The following is a 26,200-nucleotide window of genomic DNA, read 5'->3' on the forward strand; positions in this document are numbered from 1 at the left end:
CGGCCGTGAGCGGGCGACCGCACTCGGCGGTGGCATGCGGACAAGTGCGCGAGCGATCATGCCATCGCCGACGGTGGTTGGCCCAGACCCCGGGTAACCACCGTGCGGCCGCCGACTACCAGCGACAGCCGGCACCCTGCGTAGCCGCCCTGGTGCCACCGCGGAGCGTCACACCCCCCGAGGACGCACCACCCACTCGCCCCGGCGCATGACACCCACCACGTCGTACGCCGCATCGAACACCACCAGATCGGCGTCCTTGCCGGCCTCCAGGGAACCGGCCCGCTCCCCGATGCCCAGCAGCCGCGCCGGGGTCGCCGAGAGCGCCTGCACGGCCTGGTCGACCGTCAGACCGTCGACCGTCACGGCCCGCCTGAACGCCCGGTCCAAGGTGAGCGTGGAACCCGCGATCGAACCGGCCGTCGGGCCCTCGCTGATCCGCGCCACACCGTCCTTGACCTCGACCCGCATCGGGCCGAGCGGATACATGCCGTCGTTCATCCCCGCCGCGCCCATCGCGTCCGTGATGAACGCGACCCGCCCGTCCCCCGCGCTGCGGAAGGCCAGTTGGAGCATCGCGGGGTGCAGATGGGTGCCGTCGTTGATGAGCTCGACGGTGATCCGCTCGTCCTCCAGGAGCGCGGCGACCGGACCCGGCGCCCGGTGACCGAGCGGCGGCATCGCGTTGAAGAGGTGGGTGGCGACGGTGGCGCCCGCGTCGACGGCCTGCCGGGTGGCGTCGTAGGAGGAGTCGGTGTGGCCGATCGCGGCGATCACCCCCGCGTCGGCGAGCAGCCGCACCGACGCCAGGCCACCGGGCAGCTCGGGCGCGACGGTCATCATCACCGCGGTGCCGCGCGCGGCGTCGACCAGCCGTCGGACATCGGCCGGATCCGGATCGCGCAGCAGGCCCGGCTGGTGCGCGCCACAGCGGTGCGGGGAGATGAACGGGCCCTCGAAGTGGATACCGGCCAGCTCGCCCTGCTGCACCAGTTCGGCGAGCACCCCGGCCTGCCGGGCGAGTTCACCCAGCTCACCGGTGACGGTGGAGGCCAGCATCGACGTCGTGCCGTGCCGGCGGTGGGTCTCGACGACCGTCATGCACTCCTCGGGGTCGGCGGACGAGAAGGACCCGCCGCCTCCGCCGTGGACGTGCATATCGACGAACCCGGGGACGACGAGGTGCCCCGAAAGGTCCACGACGCCCGCGGCCGAGCCCGCGTCCGCCCCGGCGTCCCGGTCGCTGTCGCGGCTGTGGACACCGGTGATCCGGCCGCCCTCGACGGTGATCCGGCCGCTGTCGACCACACCGGACGGCCGGGCGATCCGGGCGCCGGCCAGGGTGGTGCGGGAAAGGCCCGCAGCCGGCCGCGCGGACTGTTGCTGTGCCATCAGGCGGTTACCTCCGTGGAGAGAAGATCCCAGGCGAGGAGCCCCGCGCCCAGGCACCCGGCGGCGTCCCCCAGGGCCGCCGGAACGATCGAGGGGAGACGCTGGAACGTAACGCGCCGGCGGACCGCTTCCCGCAGAGGGACGAACAGCGTGTCGCCCGCCTCGGCGAGCCCGCCCCCGATGATCACCGTCCGCGGGTCGAGCAGGGTGAGCCCGGTCACCAGGCCGTCGGCCAGCGCGTCCACCGCGTCCTGCCACACGGCACGGGCGCGGGCGTCACCGGCCTGAACGGCCTTCGCCGCGTCCGCCGCACTGGCCCGCGGATCACCGCAGACCGCCGCCCAGTCCCGGCCCACCGCGGCCGCCGAGGCCAGCGTCTCCAGGCAGCCGCGCTGCCCGCAGCCGCAGACCCGCCCCCCGGGCCGTACGACGATGTGGCCGATCTCGCCCGCGCTGCCGTGCGCGCCGGCCTCGATCCGGCCGTCGATGCCGATGGCGCCCGCGATACCGGTGCCCAGCGGGACGAACAGGAAGCGGTCGGCGTCCCGACCGGCGCCGATCCGGCCCTCGGCCAGCCCGCCGGTTCGCACGTCGTGACCCAGGGCCACCGGCACCTCGCCGAGCCGCTCGGACAGCAGCGCCCGCAGCGGTACGTCCCGCCAGCCGAGGTTCGCGGCGTAGACGGCGGTGCCGGAGTGCTCGTCGACGATGCCGGGGACGGCGACGCCGGCGGCCGCGGCGGTGGCGCCCAGGCGCGCCGCGCCGATGTCGCGCAGCTCGGCGGCGAAGCCGAGGATGGCCTCGACGACCGCGTCGGGGCCGTGCTCGCGGCCGGTGGGGCGCCGTGCCTCGTACAGCAGGGCGGGCGGCGCCTGCTTCGACGGTGCGGTGTCCACCCCCACGAGGGCGGCCTTCATCCCGGTGCCGCCCACATCAAGGGCGATGACGTGTCTCACGGGAACAGTTTCGCGCGATCCGCCCTGAAAGGTCTAGTCCACTCACCGGGGGATCGCGAAGGGAACCGCAGGAGTCCGGCAGGTGAAAAGACTGTGGGAACCCGATACCGGAGCCGCACCACCGGTGGTGTAGACCTTGAGGGGAACGCGGGAGGATTTCGCTGTTCACGCCGGTCGAGGGCGATCCCCAGACGGCGTTGCCACACCCGGCAAGCACACACATTCGGGCACGGACAAGGGCGGTAACAGCGGTGCAGCGGCGGTACTTGAGCTTGGCGGCGGCGACGGTCGCCACCACCATGGCGCTGACTCTCACCGGCTGCGGCAGCGGCTCGGGCGACGGCGACGTCACCCTCAAGCTGATCGCGGCGGACTACGGGGACAGCGCGGACAACAGCTCCCAGCACTACTGGGACGAGCTCACCCGCGCCTTCGAGAAGAAGAACCCCGGCATCAAGGTCGACGTCGAGGTCTACAGCTGGACCGACGTCGACAAGAAGGTCGAGGACCTGGTCAAGGACGGCCACGCGCCGGACCTCGCCCAGATCGGCGCCTACGCCGACTACGCCGCCGCCGACAAGCTCTACCGCGCCGACCAGCTGCTCTCCGTCTCCACCGAGGCCGACTTCACCCCCTCCCTCGCGGAGGCCGGCGAATACCAGCGCATCCAGTACGGCCTGCCCTTCGGCGCCAGCACCCGGCGGCTCTTCTACAACAAGAAGCTGTTCGCCAAGGCCGGCATCGCCAACCCCCCGCAGTCCTGGAGCGACATAGCCCGCGACGCCCAGCTGCTGAAGGCGCGCGGCGTGAAGATGCCCTACGCGCTGCCGCTCGGCCCCGAGGAGACCCAGGCCGAGACGCTGATGTGGATGCTCAGCGGGGGCGGCGGCTACACCGACGGCATCGGCAAGTACCGCATCGATTCGCCGGAGAACATCAAGACCTTCAACTGGCTGAAGGACGACCTCGTCGGCAAGGGCCTGACCGGCACCGACCCCGCCCAGCTCAACCGCGCGGACGCCTTCCAGGGCTTCGCCGACGGCGAGGTCGGCATGCTCAACGGCCACCCCGCCCTGATGAAGCAGGCCGAGGCCAAGGGCATCGACTACGGCACCGTCGAACTGCCCGGCGTCGACGGCAAGGCCAAGGCCACCATGGGCGTCGCCGACTGGATGATGGCCTTCAAGCAGAACGGCCACCGCGCGGAGGCCGGCAAGTTCCTCGACTTCGTCTACAGCGACAGCAACGTCGTGAAGTTCTCCGGCGAGTACGGCCTGCTGCCGGTCACCACCTCCGCCTCCCAGGCGATGCTCGCCGACGACAAGTACGCCAAGCTGCACAGCTTCCTCAAGCAGCTGGCCACCGCCGAGTTCTACCCGGCGAACAAGACCTCCTGGCCGCTGGTCTCCAAGACCGTCAAGGCGAAGATGGGCGCCGCCGTCGGCCCCAAGGGCAACCCCGCCGGCGTCCTCACCGACATCCAGAACGCCGCAGACACGGCGGACAACGCGGCGGGGTAGCGCCCCGGGCGCTGCGTTCTCGGGGCCGGCCGTCCGTGGGCGGGCAGCCGTTCGTGGGCGGCCGGCGGTCGCTCATGGCTGGCCACGTGAAGTGCCCCCCCGCAGGGAACACCGACCGAGGCGCATGCAGCCCCGGGGCACCGGGGCAGACACAGCACATGGAAAGAACTCCGAGGCGCACCACGGTTACACTCCGGGGGAACTGATTACTCTCCGTAATCGTTGCCGTAATGAGTGGAGGCCGCCGAGGCAGACAAGCGTCGCGAAGGCCGGAAGTAGGAGGTAGGGGGCCTTGTCCGACCATGCGCTTATCGTGGAAACGTGACGACGAGCGGTGCGGGGGACAGCGGTACGACGACCAGCGGCGCGGGGGACAGCGGTACGGAGGACAGCGGTACGGACGGCATGGGCGGGGCGAGCGGAGCAGGCGCCGCGGACGCCGCGGACGCCGCGGAGCGTACTGATTCCGCGGGCCGCGTGGGTGGCGCGGGCCGTGCGAGTGCCTCAGGCCCTGTGGGCGCCGACGACCGTGCGGATGCCGGGCAACCCGTGGACGACGAAGGCGCACAGGGGCTCTCCACCCGGGACGAGGCCGTGCTCGCCGTGGAGCGCCGTTCCTGGCCGGGCCCCGGGCCCAAGGAGCGAGCCATCCGTGAGCGGCTCGGGATATCCCCGACCCGCTACTACCAACTCCTCAACGCCCTGCTGGACGACCCCCGCGCGCTGGCCCACGACCCCGTCACCATCAACCGCCTGCGCCGCGTACGCGAAGCCCGCCGCGCCCGCCGCTGACGAGGTGGCCCGCCGCTGACGACGTGGGGCGTGGCCAGGCCATGCGGGGCGTCGGCCAGGCGGCGCGGGGCGTGACCAGGGCGAGCGCGATGACTGGATCGGCGGTGACGCGGTTCGGCGGTAAGGCGGCTCGACGGCAGCGCGGTTCGGTGCCCGGCCGGTTCGATGCCCGCTCGGTTCGGTGCCCGTTTCGGCCCCAACCCGCCGGCGTGATGCGCCCGTACACCCGCCGTGCGCCGGTCCCACGCCGGTAGGGTCGGCGCATGGGCAGCTCCCCGAACGCCGCGCCGCACTCCGAGCCGACACCCGAACCCCAGCGTGCGCCCGGCTCCGTGCCGACACCGCACACGCCTGCTGGCCGCGACGGCCTCGCCGCGCTGCTGGCCCACCCCGAACGTGCCGTCATCGCCCTGGACTTCGACGGCACCCTCGCCGACATCGTCCCCGACCCGGAGAAGGCCCGCGCCCATCACGGCGCCGTCGCCGCCCTCGGCCGCCTCGTGCCCCGGCTGCGCGCGGCCGCGGTGATCACTGGGCGCCCGGCCGTGGTCGCGGTCCGCCTCGGCGGCTTCGACTCCGTCCCCGGCCTGGACCACCTCACCGTCCTGGGCCACTACGGCGTCGAGCGCTGGGAGGCGGCCACCGGCACCGTCCACGCTCCCGCCCCGCACCCCGGCGTCGCCGCCATACAGGCCGAACTCCCCGGCGTACTGGACGCCTCCGGCGTCTGGCACGGCACCTGGGTCGAGACCGCCATCGAGCGCAAGGGCGGGCAGGCCATCGCCGTCCACACCCGCCGCGCCGACGACCCTCAGGGCGCCTTCGACCGGCTGCGGGCCCCGCTCGCCGCGCTCGCCGAACGCCACGGCCTGATCGTCGAACCGGGCCGCCTCGTCCTGGAGCTGCGCCCCCCGGGCATGGACAAGGGCGTCGCCCTCGCCGAATGGGTACGCGAAACCGGCGCGTCGACCGTCCTTTACGCCGGCGACGACCTCGGCGACCTCGCGGCCTTCGCCGCCGTCGACAAGCTCCGCTCCGACGGCCTGGCGGGCGTCCTGGTCTGCAGCGGCAGCACCGAGGTGGCCGAACTCGCCGACCGTGCCGACCTGGTGGTCGACGGACCCGCCGGGGTGGTGGAACTGCTCGGCGCCCTCGCGGACCGCCTCGCCGCGGTCTGAGCATTCGGCCTGGGTGATCCTTCGGCCTGGGTTGGGCGTTCGGCCTGAGTGTTCGGGCCACCTAGCCCCCGTGCACGACTCCCTCGTCCACGACTCCCCGGTCCACGATGCCGTCGTCCACGACTCCCTCGTGCGCGTTGTCGCCGGCTACGACGCCGTCGTCCACGACGCCCCCACCGCCGTCCGTTCGTAGTGTGCGGCGATCTCGTCGCTGGTGGTCAGCCACACTCCGGGGTGGTTGACGATGTGGGCGAGGGCCTGGTCCAGGTACTTGTGGCGGAATGCCTGGCCGATGACGAACGGGTGCAGGGCCAGTGACATCACCCGGCCGCTGTCCGCCGCGTCCTCGTGGAGCTGGTCGAGCTGGTCCTTGACGATCTGCACGAAGTCCGGCCCCGTCAGACCCTTGCTGACGAACAGGCCGATGTCGTTGAGCTCGACGGAGTACGGGACGCTGAGCATCCCCGGCACGTTCAGCCGGTACGGCTGGTCGTCGTTGGTCCAGTCCAGTACGTAGTTCAGCCCGAGCTCGGCGAGCAGTTCCGGAGTCCGGAAGGTCTCGGTCAGCGCCGGTCCCATCCAGCCGCGCGGCCGCCGGCCGGTGGTCCGCTCGATGCTGGTGATCACCTCCGTCAGGTAGGCGCGTTCCTCGTCGGGTGTCATGTCGGCCTGGAAGGTGGAGTTGTTCTTGCCGTGGGCGAGCCACACCCAGTCGCGGGCCCGCCCCGCTTCGATGATCTGCGGATAGCGTTCACCGGCATCGGAGTTGAGCAGCACGCTGGCGCGTACGCGATGGTGGTCGAGGCTCTCGATCAGCCGCCAGAAGCCGACCCGGGGCCCGTAGTCGCGCCAGCCGTAGTTCAGCGGATCCGGGGTCAGCTCCGCGGTGCCGGGGAAGGTGCTCGTCGACGGGCGGTCGATCCGGTAGTGCTCGATGTTCAGGCCGACGTAGAAGGCGACCCGGGCGCCGCCCGGCCACCGGATCGGTGCCCGGTCGACGATCGGGCTGTAGTCGTACAGCCGGTTCTCCACGGGCCGGTTCTCCACGGGCCGGTCGTCCATGGCTCGGTCGTCCAGGAGCTGGTGGTTCATCGACTGGTTCGTCGACTGGTTCATCGGCTGGTTCATCGTCCTCGCCTCGCGTCGGGTGCGTACTGGTGCGGTGCTTCCTGTACGCAGCCTCGAACGTTCACATTGATGTGAGCCTCAAGGCGGAGGGGGGTGACGCCGGTCACCACCCCGGCGGGTGGCCCGGCGTCCGGCAGGGGACGCAGCCGGCGGCGTCCGGCTCAGCCGACCAGTGCGCGCAGCTGCTTGAGGAACCACTGCGCCGGTGGCAGCGCGGTGGCGGCCGCCGCCAGCCGCGCCGTCCGCTCGCCGCGTTCCCCGGCGTCCATCGACAGTGCCTCGTGCAGCGCCCGCGCCGTACCGCTGACGTCGTACGGATTGACGGTCAGCGCGTGGCCGCCCAGCTCCTCGTGCGCCCCGGCCTCCCGCGACAGCACCAGTGCGCAGCCCTGCTCCGACACCACCGGGATCTCCTTGGCGACGAGGTTCATCCCGTCCCGGATCGGGTTCACCAGTGCCACGTCCGCCAGCCGGTAGGCGGCCAGCGACCGGGCGAAGTCGTCCTTCACGTGCAGCACGACCGGACGCCAAGTGGCCGTCCCGTACTCGGAGTTGATCTCCTCGGAGAGCCGGCCGACCGCCGCCGTGTACTCCCGGTAGACGGCCAGGTCCTGGCGCGAGGGGTAGGCGAAGGCGACATGCACCACGCGCTCGCGCCACGACGGCTCCTCCGCCAGCAGCTGACGGTAGGCCAGCAGGCCGCGGACGATGTTCTTGGACAGCTCGGTGCGGTCCACCCGGACGATGGTCTTGCGTGCCGCCCCGTCGGGACCGGTGCCGATCTGCTCGCGCAGGGTGGCCAGCCGCTCCTCGACGTCCGCCCGCCGCGACCGCTCCAGCAGGAAGTCGGCGTCCGCCCCGAGCCCGTACGCACCGATCCGGGTGCCACCCGTGCCGCCGGTGACCTCGGCGCAGCACGCGGTGAACGCGTCCGCCCAGCGGTGGGTGAGGAACCCCAGCTGATCGGCGCCCAGCATGCCCTCCAGCAGCTGCCGCGCGATCTCGTCCGGCAGCATCCGGAAATAGTCCGGCGGCGCCCACGGCGTGTGGGAGAAGTGCGCGATGCGTACGTCGGGCCGCAGTGCGCGCAGCATTCCCGGCACCAGCGCCAGGTGGTAGTCCTGCACCAGCACCGCCGCCCCCTCGGCGGCCTCGTCGGCGAGGGCCTGGGCGAAGGCGCGGTTGTACGTCTCGTACGCGCCCCACTGCTGCCGGAACCCGGCGTCGAAGGCCGGCTCCAGCGGCGTCTGGTAGAGCATGTGGTGGACGAACCACAGCACCGAGTTCGCGATGCCGTTGTAGGCGTCGGCGTGCACCTGGGACGGGATGTCCAGCATGCGGACGCGCTGTCCACCGGTGTCCTCGGGTGCCAGGGCGCCCCCGGTCCGGCGTACGGCCTCCCGGTCCCCGTCACCGAGCGCCGCGCACACCCACACCGCGTCGGTGCCGGGACCGATGGCCGACAGCCCGGACACCAGCCCGCCCCCGCCCCGCTTGGCGCTCAGCGCCCCGTCCTCGCCCACGGCGTACGCCACCGGCCCGCGATTGGACGCGACGAGAACCTCGGCACCTGCCCGGACCGCACTGCGCTCGGAGACCATGTCGCGACATTAACCCGCCGCAGAACCGCGCAAACGTACGGACACGGGTCAGGCCGCCCGCCGCGCCGCGTACTCGGGGATTTCGGCCATGGGCGGCCGCTCCTCGGTGTCCACGTCCGTGGTGCGCGGGACGAAGCCCTCCTCGCCGCGGTCGAATTGGGTGAGCCGGGGGCGCACCAGGTGGCCTCGGGCGAGCCGGAGCTGGGCGGTGCGGTAGATGGCGGCCGCCATCCGGCCGAGGGCCTGGCCGCCCTGGTGGCGGTGCTTGCGTACGCCGACGTCCACCTGGGCCAGGGCGTCGAGGCCGACGGTGTGCAGGGCGTCGACGAGCAGACCGAGCTCGACGCCGTAGCCGACCGGGAAGGGCAGGCGCTCCAGGAGGGAGCGCCGGGCCGCGTACTCGCCGCCCAGGGGCTGGACGAAGCCGGCCAGCTGCGGCCAGTGGAGGTTCAGCAGGGGGCGGGCGACCAGCTCGGTGACCCGTCCGCCCTGTTCGCCCGGGCGGCCGCCGGCCTCCAGGGGACGGTCGTACATCGCCTTGACGAAGTGGATGTCGGGGTCGGTCAGCAGGGGGCCGACGATCCCGGAGACGAAGGTGGCGGAGAACTCCCGCAGGTCGGCGTCGACGAAGCAGATGATGTCGCCGGTGGTGACCAGGAGCGAGCGCCACAGGACCTCGCCCTTGCCGGGCAGTGCGGGCAGCCGGGGCAGGACGGTGTCGCGGTGCACGACGCGGGCGCCGGCCGCGGCCGCGACCTCGGCGGTGCGGTCGGTGGATCCGGAGTCCAGCACCACCAGCTCGTCGACCAGGGGGACGGCGTCGCACATCAGCTCGGCGCGGATCGCGGCGACGATCGCGCCGACCGTGGCTTCCTCGTCGAGCGCGGGCAGCACGACGCTGACCGTGCGGCCCGTCTGGCGCTTGGCCTCCAGCAGCTGCTCCAGCGGACGGTCCGCGGCGGACCAGGAGCGGCTGCTCAGCCAGCGCTCCACCTCTTCCAGCACGTCTACGACTCCTCGGTGGCCGCCGGTGCCGCGACCGGTATGCAATCCGTCGTGTGGGCCATTCTGTGATCCATCTCGCGGTTCGGACGACTATCTCAACTGTCAGGGCCTTCGGTTACAGTCTTGAACAACGCGGATGGCCGTCGCATGTCGGGGTCGCCGCGCCACAAACGCCTGGGTTTCGTCCCAGCGCCATACCGCTCATCCAGAGGGGCAGAGGGATACGGCCCGTTGAAGCCCCGGCAACCCTCCAGCCGGTCTCCGTCGCGATCATCGCGCGCGAGGCTCCCGGCTAGGGAAGGTGCCAAATCCGTCTCATGGCGAGATGCGCCATGAGGAAGATGAGGAGAAAGGGCCTCGCCTCCATGGCTGTGTACAGCACCGAAGTCACCGAAACCGCCCCCGCCGTCGCTCTGGGTCCCGCCGTCGCGCTGTCCTGCCGTGAGTGCGGTGAGCGCTTCGACCTGAGCCCGCTCTTCGCCTGCGCGACCTGTTTCGGGCCGCTCGAAGTCGCCTACGACCTGCCGAGCGGCGACCCCGAGGCGCTGCGGAAGCAGATCGAGGCCGGTCCGGACAACATCTGGCGCTACGCCCCGCTGCTGCCCGTCCCCACCGATGTGGCGGACAAGCCGAATCTGAACCCCGGCTGCACCAAGCTCGTCAAGGCCGACCGGCTCGCCGCCGAGCTGGGCGTCACCGGCGCGCTCTACGTCAAGGACGACTCCGGCAACCCCACGCACTCCTTCAAGGACCGGGTCGTCGCGATCGCCGTCGAGGCCGCCCGCGCCTTCGGCTTCACGACGCTGTCCTGCTCCTCCACGGGCAACCTCGCCGGCGCGGTCGGCGCCGCGGCCCGCCGCGCGGGCTTCAAGTCCTGTGTGTTCATCCCGCACGACCTGGAGGCCGGCAAGGTCGTCATGGCCGCGGTCTACGGCGGCGACCTGGTCGGCATCGAGGGCAACTACGACGACGTCAACCGCTTCTGCTCGGAGCTCATCGGCGACCCGCTGGGCGAGGGCTGGGGCTTCGTCAACGTCAATCTCCGCCCCTATTACGGCGAGGGCTCCAAGACGCTGGCGTACGAGATCTGCGAGCAGCTGGGCTGGCGGCTCCCGGACCAGATCGTCATCCCCGTCGCGTCCGGCTCGCAGCTGACGAAGATCGACAAGGGGCTCAAGGAGCTGATCGCCCTCGGCCTGGTCGAGGACCGGCCGTACCGGATCTTCGGTGCCCAGGCGGAGGGCTGCTCGCCGGTGTCGACGGCCTTCAAGGCCGGGCACGACGTCGTGCGCCCGCAGAAGCCGAACACCATCGCCAAGTCGCTGGCGATCGGCAATCCGGCGGACGGTCCGTATGTGCTCGACATCGCGCGCCGTACGGGCGGTGCGGTGGAGCACGTCGACGACGAGCAGGTCGTGGACGCGATCAAGCTGCTGGCCCGGACGGAGGGGATCTTCGCGGAGACCGCGGGCGGGGTGACCGTCGGCGTCACCAGGAAGCTGATCGAGGAGGGTCTGCTCGACCCGTCCCTGACCACCGTCGTCCTCAACACGGGTGACGGCCTCAAGACGCTTGACGCCGTCGCGCCGACGTCCGGGCCGACGGCCACGATCCGCCCGAGCCTGGACGCGTTCCGCGAGGCCGGCCTGGCAGGCTGAGTCCACAGCTCTACGAACCCGCACTCCCCAACCCTGTCCGGAAGGCAGAACCCATGAGCGTCAAGGTCCGCATCCCCACCATCCTCCGTACGTACACCGGTGGTGAGGCCGAGGTCACCGCCGAGGGCTCGACCCTCTCCGAGGTGATCGCCGACCTGGAGAAGAACCACCAGGGCATCGCGGCCCGTGTCCTGGACGACGCCGGCAAGCTGCGTCGCTTCGTGAACGTCTACGTCAACGACGACGATGTGCGCTTCGAGCAGGGCCTTCAGACGCCGACCCCGGACGGTGCGGGCGTCTCCATCATCCCGGCGGTCGCCGGCGGCTGCTGAAAGGCGTACGCGCCCGGTGGCCGTCGACCGGTCGCCCCCGATCGGTCGACGGGTGAGCGCTAATTTGCGCCATCTCTTCACCTACTTGACCGGAATTGCCCCGTCCGTTGAAATCGGACGGGGCAATTCCGCTTAGTGAAAGGGGATACCATTGCGGTGATCCCCGTTCCGGATAACTCCGCGCACGTGCCGAACGCATAGGAAACCGCGGAGAGTTGTGCGCAAAGTGTGTGCGGCATTTGTCGCTTACGTGCGCTATGCCCGGCCCGACTTGCCCCGGAGGAACGGGATTTCACGGCATATTTCCGATTCTCCGGCGCCAGAATTCTCGTCCGATTGACCTGTTGCGCTGGGCATCGGTGCAGATACATTCAGCGGCGGTCGACGCGTTCCGGCGCACACCCCACGGGCCATTTCGCGGGGTGAGGTCTGACCCGGGTCCGCGGAGTGCGGTCCTGCGCAAGGGCCAGTAATAGGGGAGTTAGGCATGGCTCAGGGCACCGTCAAGTGGTTCAACGCGGAGAAGGGGTACGGCTTCATCGCGGTCGACGGTGGTGCGGATGTATTCGTCCACTACAGCGCGATTCAGATGGACGGCTACCGCACCCTTGAGGAGGGCCAGCGGGTCGAGTTCGAGATCTCGCAGGGCCAGAAGGGGCCGCAGGCGGACATGGTCAGGGTGAGCGCCTGAGGCGCGGGCCGACTGCAGCGTAGAGAAGGCCCGTACCCCGTCATGGGGTACGGGCCTTCTGTCTGCCCTGTCCGCGGCGGGACCTGAGTCCCCGTCGTCTGCGCCCGCACCTCGTCCCGCCTGCGTCCGTGCCGTGCCGTTCGCCGCCGCGCAATGCCCCGGGCGGCGCCCCGACGGGCGGCCGGCGCCCGCCCGTCGCTCACCCCTCGCCCACCCGCCGACCCTCGGCGAGCCCCTTCAGGCGGCTTGCACTCGCCCTGCCCGAGTGCTAATCATTGGCGTTAGCACTCTCCGAGTGAGAGTGACAGAACTTGGATCGGGCCGGTGAGGTCCGGACGCCGGGTGGGGCAAGGAACCACACGGCGCACGGACCGTCCGTCGCGGGCACGGGTGCCGATCCGGAGAAATCCACCCCGTCCGGGAGGACCACTTCACATGGCCAAGATCATCGCGTTCGACGAGGAGGCACGGCGCGGTCTCGAGCGCGGGATGAACCAGCTCGCCGACGCCGTCAAGGTCACCCTCGGCCCCAAGGGCCGCAACGTCGTCCTCGAGAAGAAGTGGGGCGCCCCCACGATCACCAACGATGGTGTCTCCATCGCCAAGGAGATCGAGCTCGAGGACCCGTACGAGAAGATCGGCGCCGAGCTGGTCAAGGAGGTCGCGAAGAAGACGGACGACGTCGCCGGTGACGGCACGACGACCGCGACCGTCCTGGCCCAGGCCCTGGTCCGCGAGGGCCTGCGCAACGTCGCCGCCGGCGCCAACCCGATGGCCCTCAAGCGCGGTATCGAGAAGGCCGTCGAGGCCGTCTCCGCCGCCCTGCTGGAGCAGGCCAAGGACGTGGAGACCAAGGAGCAGATCGCCTCCACCGCCTCCATCTCCGCCGCCGACACCCAGATCGGCGAGCTGATCGCCGAGGCCATGGACAAGGTCGGCAAGGAAGGCGTCATCACCGTCGAGGAGTCCCAGACCTTCGGTCTGGAGCTGGAGCTCACCGAGGGTATGCGCTTCGACAAGGGCTACATCTCGGCGTACTTCGCCACCGACATGGAGCGTATGGAGGCGTCGCTCGACGACCCGTACATCCTGATCGTCAACTCCAAGATCGGCAACGTGAAGGACCTGCTGCCGCTCCTGGAGAAGGTCATGCAGTCCGGCAAGCCGCTGCTGATCATCGCCGAGGACGTCGAGGGCGAGGCCCTGTCGACCCTGGTCGTCAACAAGATCCGCGGTACCTTCAAGTCCGTCGCCGTCAAGGCCCCGGGCTTCGGTGACCGCCGCAAGGCCATGCTCGGCGACATCGCCATCCTCACCGGTGGCACCGTCATCTCCGAGGAGGTCGGCCTCAAGCTGGAGAACGCCGGTCTCGACCTGCTCGGCCGCGCCCGCAAGGTCGTCATCACCAAGGACGAGACCACCATCGTCGACGGTGCCGGCGACAGCGACCAGGTCCAGGGCCGCGTCAACCAGATCCGCGCCGAGATCGAGAACTCGGACAGCGACTACGACCGCGAGAAGCTGCAGGAGCGCCTGGCGAAGCTCGCCGGCGGTGTTGCGGTCATCAAGGCCGGTGCCGCGACCGAGGTCGAGCTCAAGGAGCGCAAGCACCGCATCGAGGACGCCGTTCGCAACGCGAAGGCGGCCGTCGAGGAGGGCATCGTCGCCGGCGGTGGCGTCGCCCTGCTCCAGGCCTCCCAGGTCTTCGAGAAGCTGGAGCTCGACGGCGACGAGGCCACCGGTGCCGCCGCTGTGAAGCTGGCCCTGGAGGCCCCGCTGAAGCAGATCTCCGTCAACGCCGGCCTCGAGGGTGGCGTCGTCGTGGAGAAGGTGCGCAACCTGACCCCGGGTCACGGCCTGAACGCCGCGACCGGCGAGTACGTCGACCTGGTCGCCGAGGGCATCATCGACCCGGCCAAGGTCACCCGCTCCGCGCTGCAGAACGCCGCCTCCATCGCGGCGCTGTTCCTCACCACCGAGGCCGTCATCGCCGACAAGCCGGAGAAGGCCGCCGCGGCCGCTCCGGGCGGCATGCCGGGCGGTGACATGGACTTCTGATCCTCCGGATCGGAACGCTGATCCCTCCCGGATCACACGTCCGCACATACGTCGGGGCGGCACCCTCCTCCCAGGGGGTGCCGCCCCGACGGCGTTGTCGTACGGGAGCCTCAGGGGGCTCCCTCACCGGCTCCTCACCGGGAGTCCCCGGCCGCGTCGGCGTCCGCGTCGTCCGCCGCCTTCTCGGCGTCCCGGACCTTCTTCGCCATCTCCGCCTCCTCGGCGGAGAGGTCGGAAGAGCTGGACGATTCGGATGAACCGAGTGACTCGGAAGAGCCGGGTGAGCCGGGTGAGCCGGAAGAGTTTGAGGACTCGGACGACTCGGAAGGCCCCTGCGATGCCGAGGACGGCGCACCGCTTCGCGCGGAGCCCCCCGAGGACGCCCCGCCGGAGCCCTGCGAACAGCCGGTGGCCGCCAGGACCGGTACCGCCACCGCCGCCATCAGCAGCAGCGCGAGCCGACGGGCGGACCGCCTCACGAGCCGCCGCCGCCCTTGGCGTCGTCCTTCTTCGCACACCAGGCCGCAACGGCCTTGAGGTCACGGAGCTTGCGGGTGAGGGTCGGCTTCAGCTCCTTGCGGTGGGTGAGCCGGTCCTGGAGGAACGTGGCCACCTCGTCGTGGTTCCTGGCGTGGGCCCTCTTCACCCGCACCTCCATCCGCGCGATCGAACCCTTGGTGTCCGCGTCGCCGTTGAGCCGGTCGAGCGCCTTGGTGATGCGCTCCTCCAGCCGGGGCACCCGCGCACAGATGCCCTTGCCCTTGCTCTTGCCCTCGCCCTTGCCGCCGGACTGCGAGGTCGTCGCCGCGGGGGCCGGGCCGTCGTCCGCCGCGTTCGCCGGCCCTGCCGTGGCCAGCAGGGAACCGGTGAGAGCGAATGCGGCCAGAACTCCTGCCACGGCGCTCTTGGGACGCTGCATGGTGGTGCTCCCTTCCAGGAACGAATGGGTCTTCGCCAGTGGTCGGACCCGGCCGCGTCCGTCCTCACGTCACGGTGAGGCGGACCGGCCGGCCGTGCCGCAGACCGTAGGAGCCTTCTTTGTGGGGACCTTGTGACTCGGTGCGGTGCGGTGCGGTTCGGTGCGGTGCGGTGCGGTGTGCGTCGCCAGGGGCCGGAGGGCGTTCGGCGCACACAAGGAATCCACAAGGAGCGCCCCTACGCTCCGGGGCAGTTGAGCGTCAGCGCCCGCGCCGCGTCGGCGGCAGCGCACGCATCGAGCCGTCGAACCCCGGGAGAAACAGTGGACCGCGGTGGTTTCCTCATGCCGGACGAGCCCTCCCCTACGGGCTCCGCCACCCTCACCGTCCTCGGGCCCCGTGCCCTGCGGTTGCCGCTGAGCGGCTGGCGGCTGCGCCTCGCGCGGGGCGCCGAGGGCCGCCCGGCGCTGGAGGTGCACAACGAGGCCGGACTGATCGACGTGTCCGTCGTGAGCACGCTGTGCTTCTCCCCGCTCAGGGGCGGCCGGCACGGCGGCCGGGCGGCGACGCGCTGGTCCCTGGCATGGGGGCAGCTGCCGCCCGGTGCCGACGTCGTCGAGGTGTCCTTCCGGGGGTGGCGGCGGGGCCGGACCGTCCAGGCGCGCACGCTCGCCGACGCGTTCTGGGTCGCCGAGATCGGCGGGCGGTTCCGCTCGGTGACCTGCTCCGCGGGCACGACCCGGACGACGACGCGGGTGGTCAAGGAACCCCGGCCCCACGAGGGGTGACGGGCTCAGACCCTGGGCGGCGGCGCCCGGAGTCCGCGCGGAGCCCCCGGGGGGTGTCCCCTACGGGCCGTGTCCACTACGGCCCCCGGTGCGGTATCCACTACGGGCCCCGGTGCGGATTCCCGTACGGACCTGACGCGGGCTCCGGTGCGAACCCCTCGGCCGGAATCTCGCTCAACCAGGTGCGGCGCAGCGGCAGTTGCAGGGTGCGGGTGTCGGCCTCCACGTCGACGGGCCGCGGCAGCCGCACCTCGAACCGGGCGCCGGTCCCCGCGGGCCGGTCCATGACCTCCACTGTGCCGCGGTGCAGGGCGACCTGCTGGGCCACCAGGGTCAGCCCCAGCCCCGAGCCGGGGCTGCCGGTGCGCCGGTGGAACCGCTGGAAGACCTGCCGGCGCTCCTCCGGCGCGATGCCCGGACCCTCGTCGTCCACGGTGAGCACGGCGACCGGTTCCGCCGGCGTACCGCCCGGCCGCAGCACCACCTCGACCCGCGCCGCCGCGCCCGGACTGCTCCCGTGGACCACCGCGTTGCGCAGCAGGTTCTCGACCGCCATCCGCAACCCCGGCTCCCAGGCGCTCAGCCTCAGCCCGGGGGCGGCGCGCAGCGTCAGCCGGGCACCGGGATGGTGCCGCTCCACCTCGTGCACCGCCACGGCGACCAGCTCGCACAGGTCCACGGGACCGAAGGCGTCGGCCCCCACCAGGTCGCCCTGGGCGAGCGCCCGCAGCGCGATCAGCGTGCCCATCAGCCGCCGCTGCCCGGCGTGCAGGTCGTCCAGGACCTCCGCCCGGTCGGCCGGGTCGAGGTCCGGGTGGTCGGTGAGGACGTCGAGATTGGTCTGCATGCCCATCAGCGGGGTGCGCAGTTCGTGTGAGGCGGTCGCGGAGAAGGCCCGCGCGGTGGCCAGCGCCTCCTGGGTCCGCGCCGCCTGCTCGTCGTACCGGGCCAGGACGGTCCGCAGGGTGCGGGCCAGGTCGTCCACCTCGGTGATCCGCGACGGGGCGTGCTCCAGGCGGGCCGTGCTGGTGCCGGGGTCCAGACCGCCGGCCCGGTGCTGGAGGCGGCGCAGCGGCCGGGTGGCGCGTTCGGCGATGGCCCACGAGAGCAGCCCGGTCAGCGGTGCGGTGATCAGCGCCACCACCAGGATGCGCCGCTGCACGGTGTCGATCTCGGTGGTCCCGGCCGATCCGCGGGAGAACACCCACAGCACGCCGTGCGGGCCGGAACGCGCGCTCGCGCCGCTCACCCGCACCGACAGGGCGCGCCAGGCGTGCCCGCGGGCCCGTACGGTCACCGGGTCGGGCGCGGCGGCGGGCAGCGGTGCGCCGGCGTCCGGCCGGGGACCGGCCTCGGCCACCACCCGGTACGAGGGCCGCACGGCCGTGGTCGTGCCCTGCCCGTCCCTGGCCGCGTCCGACCCGTGCGTGGTGGTGTCCGGCCTGCGTGTGGTGGTGTCCGGCCCGTGTGTCGTGATGCCCTGCCCGCGTGTGGTGGTGTCCGGCCCGTGCGTGGTGGTGTCCTGCTCGCGCGTGGTGGGGGCCGTGCCGTTGCTCTTCGCGCCGCCGCCCTCGCCGCCGCCGCGCTTTCCTCCTCCGCTCCCGGACGCCTCCGATCCGTCCGGCGCCGATTCGTCCGGCGCCGATTCGTCCGTCGCCGATCCGTCCGCCGTCGACCCGTCCGCGGCAGCGAGGAGCCGCACCCCCACGTCGAGGCCCGCGTCGAGCAGCCGCCGTTCCTGGTTCGCCGCCTGCCGCGGCCGTCCGCCCGCCTCGGTCCGCAGCAGCCCCCTGGCCGTCGGCAGCAGCACCGCGGCCCGCTCCCGCAGATGGGCGTCCTGCTCGGCGTGCACGTCATGGGTGACCAGGCGCAGCAGCAGCGCCCCCGAGCCCAGGACCAGCAGGGGCATGGCGATACCCATGGCCAGGGCGATCCGGGTGGAGAGCCTCACCGCGCGGCCTCCGGTCCCGATCCGGGCGCCCGCAGCACGAAGCCGACCCCGCGGACCGTGTGCACCAGGCGCGGCCGGCCCCCGGCCTCCGTCTTGCGGCGCAGATAGCTGACGAAGGTGTCGACGGCGTCGGTGCGTACGTCGAAGTCGTAGCCCCACACCCGGTCCAGGAGCTGGTCGCGGGTGAGCACCACGCCCGCGTTGCGGGCCAGGACCTCCAGCAGCTCGAACTCCCGCCGGGTGAGCCGCACCTCCGCACCCCCGTACGTCACCTCGCGCGCGGCCGTGTCGAGGACCAGGTCACCGACCCGCACCGCGTCCCTGCCGACGGGCGGGCGGCGGCGCAACAGGGCCTGCAGCCGGAGCACCAGCTCCTTGAGCGCGAACGGCTTGACGAGATAGTCGTCGGCGCCGGCCTGCAGGCCCGCGACCCGGTCCGCGAGCTCGTCCAACGCGGAGAGCATCAGCACCGGCACCTCGTCCCCGTTGGCCCGCAGCGTGCGGCAGACGTCGGTGCCGGAGATCCCCGGCAGGGACACGTCCAGGACCACCACGTCCGGGGGCCGCTCCGTCAGCTCCGCGAGGGCGGCCGGTCCGTCCTCGGCGAGCGCGACGGCGAAGCCGTTCAGCCGCAGGCCGCGCCCGAGGGACCGCAGGATCATCGCGTCGTCGTCGACGACCAGGACTCGGTCGAGGCGCTTGGCCGCGCACATTCCAGGCTCCGCTCTCGTCTCATCGGGCGGCTGAGCCGCTTCATCGGGCGGCCGAGCCGTCGGTCGGTCGGCTGAGCCGCTTGTCGCGTGGTTCGGCCGTTCGTCGCGCGGCTGAGCCGTTCCTCCGGTGGCTCAGCCGTTCCTCCGGTGGCTCAGCCGCTCGCCCCGCAGTTGTTGCAGCACCATCGGCCGTCCGGACCCTGGATCACCGGGCCACCGCATCGTGTGCAGTTCACTGTCGACGCCGTTCTGGTCCACCGCCCCCTCCACCGACGGCACGCCGTGCAAGGTAGCCGCACCAGGAAGGTAGGCGGCAATCTTGTGGGTTCTCTGTGGCGCCCCTGGCAACTGGCGCCCCGTGGCAACAAACCCCCGTCCCGGGCGCGGTCGTGCGCACCACTCCGGACGGGGCTCCCGACCACCCGCGAGCTGCCGTGATTACCTGTTGCGGTGACTCCACTGCGAACAGTGACGGCGCCGGAAGCCGCACCTGACCCGCGTCCGGCACGGCGAACGTCGCGCGCGAGCGCCCTGCCGTTCGCCGTGTCCGCCGTGCTCTACAACGGCTGGCTCCTGGAGTTCGCGCTGTCGACCGGGCTGGACCCGCGCCACTCCTACGTCAGCGAGCTGTACGCCGCCGACCAGCCCTTCCGCACGCTCTTCGGCGGCATCGAGAGCCTCTGCGCCGTACTCCTCGTCGTGGGCGCGCTGCTGGCGTACGGCTCTGCGCACGACGGCTGGGCACGGTGCGGCTGGCTGGCGCTCGTCGGCTTCGGGACGTCCTCCGTCGCCGATGTCCTGCTGCCGATGCGCTGCGCACCCTCGGTGGAGCCGGCCTGTGCGGCCGTGCACCCCGGCCACACCCTCACCAGCGCACTGGCCCACTTCTTCGTGTTCGCCTCCATGGTGCTGCTCAGCAGGGCCGCCGTGACGGCGCGGCCCCGACTGCACCTGGTCGGACGCTGGGGCCCGCGTGTCCTGGCGCTTGCCCTGCCGACCGCGGTGTGCACGGTCGGGCCGCTCTTCGGCCGGCCCGGCTGGCACGGCGTCTCGCAGCGGGCACATCTGATGCTGGTGGGGGTGTGGTTCGCCCTGCTGGCCCTGGAACTGGCCAGGGCGTCCCGGCGGCCGCCCCTCGCGTGACGTCTACCGAGTGAGTCAATCGTGTGACGTCAATCGTGTGACGGTGCGTCACCCGCGGCGGGCACAGGCGGGCGGAGCCGCGCCGTGGGATTGACCGAAGCGGGCGTTGCCCGGTGGGGAGCGGCGTACGCTGCTGCGACGATGACCGAGTTTGTCGAAGAAGTCCGTTCCCGTGTTGTGCGGCTACTGAGGATGGCCAACACCACGGACGACCGGCTGCGCAAGCAGATCGTCGCCTATGCCGACGCGACGCCGGAACCCCCGATCATGGGGTCGCTGGGAATCGGTACGACCGGCTGTCCGCTGTGCCGGCGGACCATGTGGCAGCAGCGGGACAGCGAAGGGCCGGTCTGGGTCTGCGCGTTCTGCGGCCATGTCGAGGGCGTGACGGTGCGCTGCCCGCACTGCGAGGTGGCGATGCGGCCGCCCGCCCGGGGCTGGACGGATCGGTGGTCGTGCCCCGAGTGCCCCCGGGTCGCGGCGACGGGCGAGAGCGCCCAAGAGATCGAATCCCGTGAACGGGGACGGCAGAGGGCACTCGGCCTGCTCGATCACGCCCTGACCCTGCGCGAACCGAAACGCGAGGCGGGGGGCGGGGGCTGAGGGAGCGCGGGGCTTGCTAGGGGGCTCGTGTGTCTCATGTCCCGCCCGCCGTCTGTTCCGTCCGCCGCCGCCTCGGAGATGGGGGGCGTGCCTTCAGGGTGGAGGGCACGCGCTCAGGTGCTTGCCTCGGCTGGGGTTCCCGCTTCCCGCTCCGCGTTCAGATCCGTCCGCAGTTGCTTGCTGATGCCGAAGAAGTAGGTGGCGAGGAAGCCGGTGACGTAGCCGACGGCGAGGCCCAAGGCGTAGATGACGACCGTGGTGGCGATGCCCTGGTTGCCCTTGACCAGGGGGAACAGGGCCCAGCCGGAGGGGCCGATGGCGGTGGCCCCGACCGTGTCGCCGAGTTGGTGGAACAGGCCGATGAAGCCGCCGCCGAACGCGCCGCCGATGCCCGCCGTGATGAAGGGGCGGCCCAGGGGCAGTGAGACGCCGTAGATCAGCGGCTCGCCGACGCCCAGGAAGCCCGCGGGGAGGGCGGACTTGATGGTCGTGCGGATCGAGCGGTTGCCGGGGAGGCGGAGGTAGACGGCGAGGGCGGCGCCGACCTGGCCCGCGCCGGCCATGGCGAGGATCGGGAGCAGGGTCGTGTAGCCCTGCTGCTGGATGAGGGTGGTGTGCAGGGGGATCAGGGCCTGATGGAGGCCCAGCATGACGAGGGGGAGGAAGAGGCCGCCGAGGGCGAAGCCGGCGAGCGCTCCGCCGTGGGCGAGCAGCCAGTTGGCGAGGGTCCCGACGGCGGTGGAGACCTCGCCCGCCGCGTACATCAGGCCGAAGAGCGTGACCAGGCCGGTGATCAGGACCGTAAGGGTGGGGGTGACGAGGACGTCGAGCGCTTCCGGGACCGCCTTGCGGCAGGCCTTCTCCACCTGGACGGCGAGCAGCGCCGCGGCCAGCGCGCCGAGTACGCCGCCCTGACCCGGGGAGAGCCGCTGGCCGAAGGGGGTGAGGTGCGCTACGCCGGGGAAGACCGTGATGGCTGCGACGGCGCCGCCGAGGACGGGCGTACCGCCGAACTCCTTGGCGGTGTTGAAGCCGACGAAGACGGCGATCAGCGACAGGAATCCGGAGGCGATGGCGGCGAGGGCGGGGACGACGGACGGCAGCCAGCCGAGGTTGCCGAGCAGCCCGTTGATGCCGGCGACGATGCCGCAGCCGATGAGCGCCGGGATCAGCGGGACGAAGATGTTCGCGATCCGGCGGAGGAAGAGCTTGACCGGGGTGGCGTTTCTGGCCTTCTGGCGGGCTTTGATGGCGGCGCCTTGGGCGGCGAGTTGCTCTGCGGTGGCGGTGGCGGAGGTGGGGGCGGTAGGGGTGGTGGGGGGCTGATGCGGGGTGGTGGTCGTCGTATGGGGTGTTGGGGTGGGTGGGCTGGGGGGTGGCTGTGTCTGGAGCGTCTCCTCCTTGTGCGTTGTGCGGGGTTCCTGGTCTCTCGTCTTCGCCGTGGGTGCCTTGTCTTTGTCCGCGTTCCTGTCTGCCTTGGTGGCCTCCTCCTTATTGCGGCAACGATTACGGAGAGTAATTGGTTCCTTGCGGGCTGGTTCCTGGTGGGGGGTGGTTTCCTGTGGTGTTTGGTGGGGTGGTGGGGCGGTTGCCGTGCGGGTTTGGTCCACCAGGCGTTCGAGTTCGGGGGTGACGCGGGCGACCGTTCCGGGGCCCAGCACGATCTGGTAGGTGTCGTCCTCGACCACGCCCATGACGGCCGGTAGTGCCTTGAGGGCGTCGTCCTGGACTCGTGTGCGGTCCTGGATGCCGAGTCGGAGCCGGGTCATGCAGTGGGCGATGGAGGTGAGGTTCTCGGCGCCGCCGACGAGGGGGAGGATCGCGGCGGCGGTGGCGCGGTGCTTGGGTTCGGGCATGTGGGGTGCCTTGCTGTGGGGAACACCGGGTGTTGGGGGCGCTGAGGGGGATGAGGGTGATGAGCGTGATGTGGGGGCATGCCCGGTGTGCGCCGGGTGCGCGCTGGATGTGTGGGGGTGGCGTGGCGGGCCGCAGGTGACGGGCGGTGCGGAGGGAGGCAGGGCCTCCAGGGGGAGGGCCTGCCGGGTGGTCAGTGCTTCTGGGCTGCTTCGAGGGCTGCTCGGAGGTGGCCGTCGGAGGCGGCGAGGAGGCGGGCGGCGGTCGGTCCGTCGACGTCGCCGAGGAGGGTGAGGACGGCGTTCTTCACCTCGCCGCCGGTGCTGCTGAGGGCCTTTTCGATCTCCGGGTCCGTGGCGCCGGTGGCGAGTGCGACGATGCGCCGCGAGCGGGCCCGCAGTTTGTCGTTGGAGGCGCGGACGTCGACCATCAGATTCCCGTAGGTCTTGCCGAGACGGATCATGGTGATGGTCGAGAGCATGTTGAGCACGAGCTTTTGCGCGGTGCCCGCCTTGAGGCGGGTGGAGCCGGTCAGTAGCTCGGGGCCGACCACTATTTCGATGCCGTGCTCGGCGGCCGCGGCCAGGGCCGAACCGGCGTTGCAGGACAGGCCGATGGTCAGTGCGCCGAGGGCGCGGGCGTGCTCGACGGCGCCGATCGCGTACGGCGTGCGGCCGGAGGCCGAGATGCCGACGACGGTGTCGAGCTCGGTCAGGCCGGTCGCGGTCAGGTCCCCGACCGCGAGTTCCTTACTGTCCTCGGCGCCCTCGACGGCGGTGAGCAGCGCGGACGGGCCGCCCGCGATGAGGCCGAGGACCTCGGACGGGTCGGTGTTGAAGGTCGGGGGGCATTCGCTGGCGTCCAGCACCCCGAGGCGGCCTGCGGTGCCGGCGCCGGCGTAGATCAGGCGGCCGCCGCGGGCCATCCGGGCGGCCGTGGCGTCGATCGCGGCGGCGATCTGGGGGAGGCGCGCGGCGACGGCGGCGGGGACGGTGGCGTCCTCGTCGTTCATCGTGCGGGCGATGTCGAGGGTGGAGCGGCGGTCGATGTCGGCCAGGTCGGGGCGGAAGGCCTCGGTGGTCAGGGTGTCGAGCTGGGCCCGTAGGCCGGTGTGGTGGTCGGCGGTGGAGGTCATGGGCTTGGCGGCTCTTTCCAGCGGCGGACGGCGGGGGCGGGCGGGGGTCAGTGCCGGTGGTTGCGGGGGGAGTGGCGGTGGGCCAGGGCCTCGTAGGACGCCGAGAGGGCGGGCGCGGCGGTCTCGTAGGTGCGTTGGGCCACTCCTATGAACAAGCAGTCCACGACGAGTAGTTGGCTGGTCCTGGACGACATCGCGGCGGGGCGGAGTTCGCTTTCGCGGGCCGTGGAGGTGGTCAGGATGTGGTCGGCGTAGGCGGCGATCTCGCCGTCGGGGCGGCCGGTGATGGCGATGGTCGTGGCGCCGTGGTCGAAGGCGACGCGGAGGGGCTCTATGACGTCGGTGGTGCGGCCGGAGTGGGTGATGGCGACGGCGACGTCGCCGGTGCGCATCTGCACGGCGTTGGTGACGGCGAGGTGCGGGTCCGCGTGGGCGTGGGCGATCAGGCCGATGCGCAGGAGCTTTTGTGCCAGGTCCTGGCCGACGAGGTGGGAGGCGCCGACGCCGTAGACGTCGATGCGGCGGGCGGCGCAGAGCGCGGCGACGGCCGCTTCGAGCTGGGTGACGTCCAGCCCGGCCGCGGTGTCGGCCAGGCACTGCTGCTCTTCCTGTGCCAGTTTCGCGACGACGTCGACGAGGGAGTCGTCGACCGCTATGTCGGCGGTCACGGCGGGTGCGCCGCCGGCCGCCTGCTGCGCGGCGAGCGCGGCGAGCGCGAGGCGCAGGTCGCGGTAGCCCGGGTAGCCCAGCAGCCGGGAGGTGCGTACGACGGTGGCCTCGCTGGTGCCGGTGCGTTCCGCCAGGCCGGTGACGGTGAGCGCGGCGCAGCCGGCCGGGTCGCTCGCGACGGTCTCGGCGACCCGCTGCATGGAGCGGGTCATCGTCGGGGCGAGGGTGCGGACCTTGGCGGCGAGCGCCGCGGGGGCGGGTGGGGTCGGGGCCGGCCGGGTCTCGACCGGCGTTTCCTTGAAAGATTCCTTCTTGAAAGTTTCCTTCACGCTGCTACTCACCCTTGAAAAGTAATTTCATCCGCTCGTCGCGTCAATACCCTCCGTGAGGGCTGTGGATAGCCGGCCGCGACCCGCGGCGGGGCTGTGGACAACGCCGGGCGCCGGCTCGTGGTCGGGAGACAATGGGGGGCATGGAGCTGGAACAGGCATTGCACGCCGCGCGGGCGCTGGTGCTCGCCGACCTGATGGCGGACGAGGTGGCCGACGCCGACATCGTCTCGCTCGTGGAGGACGCGGTCGTTCACCGCCGGTGGTGGGTGGAGCAATGGCCTGAAGGCGCGGAATTCGTCGCGGGTCTGATAGCGCAGGACGTCCAGGACGCCCTCCTGGAGCGGTACGGCCGTTGGCCGCTGTGCCCCGTGTGCACGGAGTCGGGCGATCCCCATGCCCTCGATGTCGAACCGGAGTTGGGGCCCGACCCGCACTGGGTCTGCCCCAAGACGGCGGTCGCGGTGGCCCGGGTCGGCCGGCTGCGCGCCCAGGCGGAAGGCTGAGGTGGCTGCCCGTGCGCGGGACTGACGGCGCGATCCGGCCGGAGGGCTGACGTGGCGGTCTATATCGACCGGCCCATCTGGCCGGGGCACGGTCGTATGTGGTCGCATCTGGTCAGCGACGAGTCCTTCGACGAGTTGCACGCCTTCGCCGCGCGCCTCGGTGTGCCCCGGCGGGCGTTCGAGCGTGATCACTACGACCTGCCGGCGGAGCGCTATGACGACGCGGTGCGGGCCGGAGCGGTCCAGGTCGACAGCAAGGAGCTGCTGCGCCGGCTGACGGCCGCGGGCCTGCGCCGGCCCAAGCACCGGCCGCCGCCGCACGAGCCGTAAGGCGCCGCTTCGTACCCGCAGGTCCGCGTTCGTACGCGCGAGGCCGCGTTCGTACGCGCGAGGCCGCGTTCGTGCCCGCAGGGCCGTGTTCGTGCCCGCAGGGCCGCGTTCGTGCTCGCAAGGCCCCTCTCCGTGCCGGTGCGGTCACACCCGCACGGCCCGCACCCGTACGGCCCGCTGCGGTGCGTCGCAGCGGCGGGCGGAAGTCGCCTCCCCGCACGATGGGCCCTGGCCGTGCGCCGTGCCGAGCGCACCGCACCGACAGCGGCGTACCGAGAGGGGAAGCGATGTCAGTCAGCGCACCGGGCAGAGAACCGGTCACCGAGCTCGATCCGGCCTACAGCAGCCAGGACGCCCATGCGACCGCATGGTCCGCGGCCGTCGGCGGGATGTCCGAGGCGGAGATCTTCTGGCTGGCGACCGTCCGGCCCGACGGCCGTCCCCATGTCACCCCGCTGCTGGCCGTCTGGGCGGACGACGCGCTGCATTTCACCACCGGCCCCGGCGAACGCAAGGCCAAGAACCTCGCGGCCAACCCGCACTGTGCGCTGACCACCTCCACCGCCGGTGGCAACGACCTGCATGTGGGCCTCGATGTGGTCGTCGAGGGGGATGCGGAGCGGATCGAGGACGAGTCGGCGCTGCGCCGCCTGGCCGAGCTGTACGTCGAGAAGTACGGCAGCGACTGGCAGTTCGACGTCCGTGACGGGGCGTTCGACCACCGGGGCGGACGCGCCGTGGTCTTCCGCGTCGAGCCTCGCCGGGCCTTCGGCTTCGGGCGGGGCGAGGCGGAGTTCAGCCAGACGCGGTGGACGTTCGACGGCGGGGGGTGAACGAAGGGGCGCGGCGGGGGGGGGGGGGGGGGGGGGGGGGGGGGGGGGGGGGGGGGGGGGGGGGGGGGGGGGGGGGCCCCCCCTACAGGCAGGGAACATGACGCGAGCACCTCTCCGT

Annotated in this window: 26 protein-coding genes and 1 riboswitch; of the genes, 13 read left to right on the forward strand and 13 right to left on the reverse strand. The window is 71.9% G+C overall.

What is annotated here, in order from left to right; genetic code table 11:
* Window positions 1-168: 168 nt before the first annotated feature.
* Together nagA and AC0680_RS17150 are read right to left on the reverse strand one after the other, a co-directional pair.
* Complete coding sequence (nagA, locus tag AC0680_RS17145; RefSeq protein WP_478629171.1) at window positions 169-1,392, reverse strand: N-acetylglucosamine-6-phosphate deacetylase; 1,224 nt, start codon at window positions 1,390-1,392, stop codon at window positions 169-171.
* Complete coding sequence (locus AC0680_RS17150; RefSeq protein WP_478629174.1) at window positions 1,392-2,348, reverse strand: ROK family protein; 957 nt, start codon at window positions 2,346-2,348, stop codon at window positions 1,392-1,394. The genes nagA and AC0680_RS17150 overlap by 1 nt, the downstream gene beginning before the upstream one ends.
* 251 nt (window positions 2,349-2,599) lie before the next feature.
* On the opposite strand from AC0680_RS17150, the gene AC0680_RS17155 reads away from it, so the two are divergent.
* From AC0680_RS17155 to otsB, 3 genes are all read left to right on the forward strand, one after another.
* Window positions 2,600-3,868 (forward strand): extracellular solute-binding protein, encoded by a 1,269-nt coding sequence (locus AC0680_RS17155; RefSeq protein ID WP_478629176.1) that lies wholly within the window; start codon window positions 2,600-2,602, stop codon window positions 3,866-3,868.
* 513 nt (window positions 3,869-4,381) lie between these two features.
* The gene (locus tag AC0680_RS17160) at window positions 4,382-4,660 is read left to right on the forward strand and encodes a DUF3263 domain-containing protein (RefSeq protein WP_478629305.1); all 279 of its coding nucleotides are present in this window, start codon (window positions 4,382-4,384) and stop codon (window positions 4,658-4,660) included.
* A 263-nt stretch (window positions 4,661-4,923) separates the two neighbouring features.
* Window positions 4,924-5,838 (forward strand): trehalose-phosphatase, encoded by a 915-nt coding sequence (otsB, locus tag AC0680_RS17165; RefSeq protein ID WP_478629178.1) that lies wholly within the window; start codon window positions 4,924-4,926, stop codon window positions 5,836-5,838.
* Between the two features lie 147 nt (window positions 5,839-5,985).
* On the opposite strand, the gene AC0680_RS17170 is transcribed toward otsB, so the two are convergent.
* From AC0680_RS17170 to AC0680_RS17180, 3 genes are all read right to left on the reverse strand, one after another.
* Entirely contained in the window at window positions 5,986-6,966 is a 981-nt protein-coding gene (locus AC0680_RS17170) for a polysaccharide deacetylase family protein (protein WP_478629180.1), read from the reverse strand.
* Window positions 6,967-7,127: 161 nt separating this feature from the next.
* Complete coding sequence (locus tag AC0680_RS17175; protein ID WP_478629183.1) at window positions 7,128-8,567, reverse strand: alpha,alpha-trehalose-phosphate synthase (UDP-forming); 1,440 nt, start codon at window positions 8,565-8,567, stop codon at window positions 7,128-7,130.
* Window positions 8,568-8,615: 48 nt separating this feature from the next.
* Window positions 8,616-9,572, reverse strand: a complete 957-nt coding sequence (locus AC0680_RS17180) for a glucosyl-3-phosphoglycerate synthase (RefSeq protein ID WP_478629185.1) — start codon at window positions 9,570-9,572, stop codon at window positions 8,616-8,618.
* 198 nt (window positions 9,573-9,770) lie between these two features.
* Window positions 9,771-9,920: riboswitch (SAM riboswitch) on the forward strand.
* 17 nt (window positions 9,921-9,937) lie between these two features.
* Between AC0680_RS17180 and thrC the strand changes: the two genes are divergently transcribed.
* The 4 genes from thrC to groL all read left to right on the forward strand — a co-directional run bounded on the left by thrC (window position 9,938) and on the right by groL (window position 14,311).
* A complete protein-coding gene (gene thrC, locus AC0680_RS17185; RefSeq protein WP_478629188.1) occupies window positions 9,938-11,230 on the forward strand; it encodes a threonine synthase in 1,293 nt (430 codons plus the stop codon).
* A gap of 53 nt (window positions 11,231-11,283) precedes the next feature.
* Window positions 11,284-11,562: a MoaD/ThiS family protein gene (locus AC0680_RS17190; RefSeq protein ID WP_478629190.1), complete on the forward strand. Its 279-nt coding sequence runs from the start codon at window positions 11,284-11,286 to the stop codon at window positions 11,560-11,562.
* Window positions 11,563-12,049: 487 nt separating this feature from the next.
* Window positions 12,050-12,253 carry a cold-shock protein gene (locus AC0680_RS17195; protein ID WP_010035953.1) on the forward strand — a complete coding sequence of 68 codons (204 nt, stop codon included), beginning with the start codon at window positions 12,050-12,052 and terminating at the stop codon, window positions 12,251-12,253.
* Window positions 12,254-12,688: 435 nt separating this feature from the next.
* Complete coding sequence (groL, locus tag AC0680_RS17200) at window positions 12,689-14,311, forward strand: chaperonin GroEL (RefSeq protein WP_384424997.1); 1,623 nt, start codon at window positions 12,689-12,691, stop codon at window positions 14,309-14,311.
* A gap of 134 nt (window positions 14,312-14,445) precedes the next feature.
* Here groL and AC0680_RS17205 read toward each other — a convergent pair whose 3' ends face one another.
* On the reverse strand, window positions 14,446-14,790 hold the full coding sequence (locus AC0680_RS17205) for a hypothetical protein (protein WP_478629194.1): 345 nt from the start codon (window positions 14,788-14,790) through the stop codon (window positions 14,446-14,448).
* Window positions 14,787-15,230 (reverse strand): hypothetical protein, encoded by a 444-nt coding sequence (locus AC0680_RS17210; RefSeq protein WP_478629196.1) that lies wholly within the window; start codon window positions 15,228-15,230, stop codon window positions 14,787-14,789. Before AC0680_RS17210 ends, AC0680_RS17205 begins: the two co-directional genes overlap by 4 nt.
* Before the next feature lie 342 nt (window positions 15,231-15,572).
* Here AC0680_RS17210 and AC0680_RS17215 point away from each other — a divergent pair, with 342 nt between their 5' ends.
* Entirely contained in the window at window positions 15,573-16,016 is a 444-nt protein-coding gene (locus tag AC0680_RS17215; protein ID WP_478629197.1) for a hypothetical protein, read from the forward strand.
* Between the two features lie 100 nt (window positions 16,017-16,116).
* Here AC0680_RS17215 and AC0680_RS17220 read toward each other — a convergent pair whose 3' ends face one another.
* From AC0680_RS17220 to AC0680_RS17230, 3 genes are all read right to left on the reverse strand, one after another.
* Window positions 16,117-17,967, reverse strand: a complete 1,851-nt coding sequence (locus tag AC0680_RS17220; protein WP_478629199.1) for a sensor histidine kinase — start codon at window positions 17,965-17,967, stop codon at window positions 16,117-16,119.
* Window positions 17,964-18,680, reverse strand: coding sequence for a response regulator transcription factor (locus AC0680_RS17225; RefSeq protein WP_478629201.1), 717 nt, complete (start codon window positions 18,678-18,680; stop codon window positions 17,964-17,966). The genes AC0680_RS17220 and AC0680_RS17225 overlap by 4 nt, the downstream gene beginning before the upstream one ends.
* A 132-nt stretch (window positions 18,681-18,812) precedes the next feature.
* Window positions 18,813-18,959 carry a hypothetical protein gene (locus tag AC0680_RS17230; RefSeq protein ID WP_478629203.1) on the reverse strand — a complete coding sequence of 49 codons (147 nt, stop codon included), beginning with the start codon at window positions 18,957-18,959 and terminating at the stop codon, window positions 18,813-18,815.
* Window positions 18,960-19,148: 189 nt separating this feature from the next.
* Between AC0680_RS17230 and AC0680_RS17235 the strand changes: the two genes are divergently transcribed.
* Both AC0680_RS17235 and AC0680_RS17240 read left to right on the forward strand, forming a co-directional pair.
* Complete coding sequence (locus AC0680_RS17235) at window positions 19,149-19,823, forward strand: DUF998 domain-containing protein (protein ID WP_478629204.1); 675 nt, start codon at window positions 19,149-19,151, stop codon at window positions 19,821-19,823.
* 84 nt (window positions 19,824-19,907) lie between these two features.
* Window positions 19,908-20,426, forward strand: coding sequence for a hypothetical protein (locus tag AC0680_RS17240; RefSeq protein WP_478629205.1), 519 nt, complete (start codon window positions 19,908-19,910; stop codon window positions 20,424-20,426).
* Window positions 20,427-20,539: 113 nt separating this feature from the next.
* Here the strand turns inward: AC0680_RS17240 and AC0680_RS17245 are convergent, their stop codons facing one another.
* The 3 genes from AC0680_RS17245 to AC0680_RS17255 form a co-directional block, all read right to left on the reverse strand.
* Entirely contained in the window at window positions 20,540-22,282 is a 1,743-nt protein-coding gene (locus AC0680_RS17245; protein ID WP_478629207.1) for a PTS transporter subunit EIIC, read from the reverse strand.
* Between the two features lie 191 nt (window positions 22,283-22,473).
* Entirely contained in the window at window positions 22,474-23,415 is a 942-nt protein-coding gene (murQ, locus tag AC0680_RS17250; RefSeq protein WP_478629209.1) for an N-acetylmuramic acid 6-phosphate etherase, read from the reverse strand.
* Window positions 23,416-23,462: 47 nt separating this feature from the next.
* Window positions 23,463-24,425: a MurR/RpiR family transcriptional regulator gene (locus AC0680_RS17255; protein ID WP_478629211.1), complete on the reverse strand. Its 963-nt coding sequence runs from the start codon at window positions 24,423-24,425 to the stop codon at window positions 23,463-23,465.
* A 131-nt stretch (window positions 24,426-24,556) separates the two neighbouring features.
* Between AC0680_RS17255 and AC0680_RS17260 the strand changes: the two genes are divergently transcribed.
* The 3 genes from AC0680_RS17260 to AC0680_RS17270 all read left to right on the forward strand — a co-directional run bounded on the left by AC0680_RS17260 (window position 24,557) and on the right by AC0680_RS17270 (window position 26,082).
* Window positions 24,557-24,919: a hypothetical protein gene (locus AC0680_RS17260; RefSeq protein WP_384425021.1), complete on the forward strand. Its 363-nt coding sequence runs from the start codon at window positions 24,557-24,559 to the stop codon at window positions 24,917-24,919.
* Window positions 24,920-24,970: 51 nt separating this feature from the next.
* Entirely contained in the window at window positions 24,971-25,249 is a 279-nt protein-coding gene (locus AC0680_RS17265; protein WP_478629214.1) for a DUF4031 domain-containing protein, read from the forward strand.
* 287 nt (window positions 25,250-25,536) lie between these two features.
* Window positions 25,537-26,082, forward strand: coding sequence for a pyridoxamine 5'-phosphate oxidase family protein (locus tag AC0680_RS17270; RefSeq protein ID WP_478629216.1), 546 nt, complete (start codon window positions 25,537-25,539; stop codon window positions 26,080-26,082).
* Window positions 26,083-26,200 lie beyond the last annotated feature (118 nt).

The sequence above is a fragment of the Streptomyces sp. NPDC043738 genome (assembly GCF_056436545.1).